Genomic DNA, 5141 nt, shown 5'->3' with positions numbered 1-5141 from the left:
TGGCCGCCGGTGACCTTGACGGTGGGGATCTTGTACTTGTCCACCGCGTCGGCGATGCGGCGCAACTCGGCGGCGGTGGTCTCGCCGCCCCACATGCGCGGAATGACGGAATACGTGCCGTCCTTCTGGATGTTCGCGTGGCTGCGTTCGTTGATGTAGCGCGACTGCGGGTCGTCCCCGGCCTCCTTGGGCCAGGTGCTGATGAGGTAGTAGTTGATGGCGGGGCGGCACGACGAGCAGCCGTTGGGCGTGCGCCAGGCCAGGCGCCGGTAGACGCCGTCGATGGTGAGCAGGTGCTCGGCGCGGATGATGTCGCGTGCCTCCTGGTGGCTGGTGTCGGTGCAGCCGCACATGGCTTTTTTCTTCGGCGTGGCCGAGTAGTCGCCCCCGGCCGTGAACATCAGCAGTTGTTCGACCAGGCCGGTGCAGGAGCCGCAGGAGGCGCTCGCCTTGGTGTGCTTTCTCACCTCGTCGAGCGTGAACAGGCCCTTGTCCTTGATGGCCTTGCAGATCGCGCCCTTGGAGATGCCGTTGCAGCCGCACACCTCATCGGCATCGGCCATCGCGGCGGCGCGGGTGTTGCCTTCGTGGCCGGTGTCGCCGATGTTCGATTCCCCGAACATCAGCTTGTCGCGGATGTCGGCGACCTTGCGGCCTTCGCGCAGCAGCTTGAAGTACCAGCTGCCGTCGACGGTGTCGCCGTAGAGGCAGGCGCCGATCAGCTTGTCGTCCTTGATGACGAGCTTCTTGTAGACGCCGGAGTAAGGATCGCTCATCACGATCTCCTCACAGTCCTTGCCGCCCATGAAGTTGCCGGCCGAAAAGAGGTCGATGCCGGTGACCTTGAGCTTGGTGCTGGTCTGCGAGCCGGTGTAGCGACCGATGCCGAACTGCGCCAGGTGCGTGGCGCACACCTTGCCCTGCTCGAACAGCGGCGCCACCAGACCGTAGGCGATGCCACGGTGCGCGGCGCATTCGCCCACCGAGTACACGCGCGGGTCGGTCACGGTCTGCAGGGTGTCTGAAACGACGATGCCGCCGCGGCCCTGAGGCCCGCAATTCAGGCCGATCTTCAGCGCCAGTTCGGTGTTGGGGCGAATGCCCGCGGCCATCACCACCAGGTCGGCCGGAATCTCCTGGCCGTCCTTGAAGCGCACCGCCATGACCCGCCCGTCCTTGTCGCCGATCAGCGCCTCGGTCTGCGCGCCGATCAGGAACTTGATGCCGCGCTGCTGGAGCGACTTTTGTAGCAGCTGCCCGGCCACGTCGTCGAGCTGGCGTTCCATCAGCCACGGCATGATGTGGACCACGGTGACCTGCATGCCGCGCAGCATCAGGCCGTTGGCGGCTTCCAGGCCGAGCAGGCCGCCGCCGATCACGACCGCGTGCTTGTACTTGAGCGCGGCCTCGATCATCGCGTTGGTGTCGGCGATGTCGCGGTAGGCGATCACGCCTTGCAGGTCCTTGCCGGGCACCGGCAGGATGAAGGGCGTGGAGCCGGTGGCGACGAGCAGCCGGTCGTACTCGGCCTCGGTGACGCTGCCATCGGCGTTGTCGGCTCGCACGATGCGCCGGGTGCGGTCGATGCCGGTGACCTTCTTGCCAGCATGCAGCGTGATGCCGTGCTCGGCGTACCACGACAGCGGGTTGAGGATGATCTCGTCGATCGTCTGCTCGCCCGCGAGCACCGGGCTCAAGAGGATGCGGTTGTAGTTGGGGTGCGGCTCGGCGCCGAACACGGTGATGTCGTAGAGCTCGGGCGCGATCTTGAGCAGCTCTTCGAGCGTGCGCACGCCGGCCATGCCGTTGCCCACCATCACCAGCTTCATCTTCTTCATGTGCGGCTCCTCTTCGAGCAATTCAAAGCAAGGTGGGTGCCAGCGACGCAGGCTTGCGCGCCGACAATGCCGCGATGAGTTTTGACGTCGACATCGGCCATGCCAGCCAGCGCGGACCGCGCGAGCTCAACGAGGACTTTGCCGGTGCGCTGCGCGAGCGCGATCGCGGCGTGGTGGCGGCCATCGCGGACGGCGTGTCGCAAGGCGGCGGCGGGCTGGAGGCCGCGCAGACCACGGTGATGAGCCTCTTGGCCGATTTCTTCGCGGCGCCCGCGACCTGGGAGACGACGGTGGTGCTCGACCGTCTGATCGGTGCGCAGAACGCCTGGCTGGCCGATCACAATCGCCGACGCCGCGGCCCCGGCGGCGCCAGCGCGATGACGACCCTGACCGCGCTGGCCCTCGAAGGCCACGCCGTGACCATTGCCCATGTGGGCGACACGCGCGCCTGGCGCCTGCGTGGCAACGAGCTGGTGCAGCTCACGCAGGACCATAACTTCGACCACCTCGATTTCCACAGTCGCCTCACGCGCGCCATCGGCCTGGACGACGCGGTGCGTGTCGACTACGCGCAAGGCGAAGTGCAGGTCGGCGACCTTTATCTGCTCACCAGCGACGGCGTGCATGGCGTGCTCGGCGCCAAGCGCCTGGCGGCGTTGGCGGCGCTGGCGCAGGGCGACGGTGCGCAGCGCGCCAGCCAGGCGCTGGTCGAGGCGGCGCTGGCCGCCGGCAGCCGCGACAACGCGAGCGCGCTCGTCCTGCTCGTTCGCGGCCTCGACGCGGGCCGGCTCGAAGACGAGCTGCAGCGCGGCCGCCGCCTGCCGGTGCCCGGACGCCTGAAGCTCGGTGACCGGCTCGACGGCTACACCGTCACCGCGCTCGTCGCCGACAACGGCGTGCACCGCCTGCTGCAGGCGCGCGACGCGGTCAGCGGCGCGCTGGTGGCGATCAAGACCCTGCATGAAGCGCGGGCCGGCGACGCCGAGGAGCGCGCCATGCTCGCCCATGAGGCGTGGCTGGGCTTGCGGCTGACCGAGCGCTACAGCGTGAGCGGCAAGACCGGCGCGCCGTCGGACTCGGGTTTCGTGCGCGTCCACGAGGTGGCCGAGCCGAGCGCGCTCTACACGGTGTTCGACTGGCATGGCGGCCACACGCTCGAGCAACTGCTGGCCGGCGTGCGGCCCACTGCGGTGGCCGACATCGTGGCGGCCGCGAGCCAGGTCGCGCGGGCACTGGGCCGGCTGCACCGCTTTGGCGTCGTTCACCGCGACATCAAGCCTGCCAACCTGCACCTCGGCGACGACGGCCGCTGGCGCATCCTCGATCTCGGCGTGGCGCTGTCGGGGCGAGAGAGCGCCGCGCAGCGCGAGCTGCATGCCGGCACACCCAGCTACATCAACCCCGAGCAATGGCAGGGCGCTGCGGCCGACGCGGCGAGCGACCTTTACGCGCTCGGCGTCACGCTCTACCGCTGGCTCGCCGGCCGGCTGCCCTATGGCGAGATCGAGCCTTACCAGACGGCACGTTTTCGGCGCGACCCGCAGCCCGTGTCGCGCGTGCGTCCCGACGTGCCGATGTGGCTCGATCACCTGGTCGGCAAGGCGGTCGCGCGCGATGCCAAGCTGCGCTTCGAGACCGCCGAGGAGCTGCTGCTCGCGCTCGAACGCGGCGCCTCGCGCGCGCTCGCCGCGCCCGCCGCCACGCCGCTGATCCGGCGCGACCCGGCGGCGCTGTGGAAGGCCGCGCTCGTCGTCTCGCTGTTGTTCAACGCGCTGTTGGTGGTGTGGCTGCTGTTCCTGCCACGCTAGCGTGCGCTTCATGCCAGGCGCCCCGACGCGGCGCGCGGGGCGGCGGGCGACGCCACGCCGCGCGCGCGTCCGCCGCTCTCGGCCCAGGTGCGGGTCCAGCGGATCTGCATCACGCGCATCACCACGAGCACCAGTATTGCGAGCACGGCAAAGAGGGCGAAGCCCCAGCCGTAGCTGCCCAGGTACTGCTTGGACAGGCCCATGGCATTGGGCACCAGGCCACCGCCGAGCGCGCCGATCTCGCCGATCATCGAGCCGGCCACCGCGGTGCTGGCGGGCCAGCGCAGCGGCACCAGCTGGAACAGCGCGCCGTTGCCGGCGCCGAGCGCGGCAAAGCACAGCATCATCAGCAAGGTGGTGAGCACCAGCGAGGCGGACGCGAAAGCCACCGCCAGCGAGGACAACGCCACCACCACGAGCACCAAGGTCAGCGTGTTGACGCCGCCCCAGCGGTCGGAGATCCAGCCGCCGGCCACGCGCAGCGCGGCACCCATGAAGGCCGCCAGCATGGTGAGTTGCCCGGCCTGCACCTTGCTCACGCCGAACTCGTCGTAGTAGTACGACGGCAGGAAGCTGGCCAGGCCGATGAAGCCGCCGAAGGTCACGCCGTAGATGAGGCTGAAGGCCCAACCGTCCTTCTCGAACAGGCAGGCGACGTGCTCGCGCAGGCTGGCGTGGGTGTCGACATCGGGCGGCTCCTTGGCAAACACCACCATCACCGCCATCGGCACCAGGATCGCCACCGCGGCGACGCCGTACACCGCCTGCCAGCCCAGCCACAGCGCCAGCGGCGGTGCCACCAGCACGCTCACCGCGGTGCCCACGTTGCCGGCGCCGACCAGGCCCATCGCTAGGCCCTTGTGCTGCGGCGGGAACCAGCCCGCGCCGAGCGACAGCGCCACGCCGAAGCTCGCCCCGGCGATGCCCAGCAGCACGCCCATCGCCAGCAGGTAGTTGAAGGTTTCGACCATGAAGAATCCGTAGAGCATGGCCAGCGCGATCAACGCCAACTCGACCAGCGTGGCGTTCTTGCGTCCGATGTACTGCGCCATCACGCCCAGCGGAAAGCGCATCAGCGCGCCGGCAATGATGGGGATCGAGAGCATCAGCCCCTTTTGCGCCGGGGAGAGGTTGAAGGTCTCGCCGATGAACGGCGCCATCGCCCCGTTGAGCACCCAGATGCAGCAGGAGAACGCGAAGTAGGTGAAGGCCGCGACCAGCGTGGGCGTGTGTCCGGAGCGGAAGAAGTCGCGAAGAAACATGGTGTGTGCGTCGGCGGTCAGCCGAATCGACCCGCAGGGGGCAAGACACCGGTGCGCACGTCGCTGTGCGCAGGGCCGGTGGTGCGGCCCGGCCCGGGCGCAGCATTGCGCCCACGTTGTGCATAGCAGCATGCGTGCCAATCGGCCGTGCCACTCGATGGGGCGTGCTCCTTGCTACCGTTCGGGCACCCCATTCCTGCTTGAAACAAGGCGCCGCGATTGACTTCCATCCT

Annotated in this window: 3 protein-coding genes; 1 reads left to right on the top strand and 2 read right to left on the bottom strand. The window is 69.0% G+C overall.

Translation table 11 applies throughout. The features are described 5' to 3' along the window. The coding region (gene nirB / locus RMO12_RS02495; RefSeq protein ID WP_309638089.1) for a nitrite reductase large subunit NirB at positions 1-1838 on the bottom strand (1838 nt) is incomplete at its 3' end. A gap of 74 nt (positions 1839-1912) precedes the next feature. On the opposite strand from nirB, the gene RMO12_RS02490 reads away from it, so the two are divergent. Next, positions 1913-3646 carry a bifunctional protein-serine/threonine kinase/phosphatase gene (locus RMO12_RS02490; RefSeq protein ID WP_309638088.1) on the top strand — a complete coding sequence of 578 codons (1734 nt, stop codon included), beginning with the start codon at positions 1913-1915 and terminating at the stop codon, positions 3644-3646. 8 nt (positions 3647-3654) lie between these two features. Here RMO12_RS02490 and RMO12_RS02485 read toward each other — a convergent pair whose 3' ends face one another. Further along, positions 3655-4908, bottom strand: coding sequence for an MFS transporter (locus RMO12_RS02485; RefSeq protein WP_309638087.1), 1254 nt, complete (start codon positions 4906-4908; stop codon positions 3655-3657). Positions 4909-5141: the final 233 nt, after the last annotated feature.

Source organism: Methylibium sp., assembly GCF_031393925.1.
GTDB lineage: Bacteria > Pseudomonadota > Gammaproteobacteria > Burkholderiales > Burkholderiaceae_C > Methylibium.
Note: the sequence above shows the minus strand (reverse complement) of the source record. Positions and strands in the feature narration are given on the sequence as shown.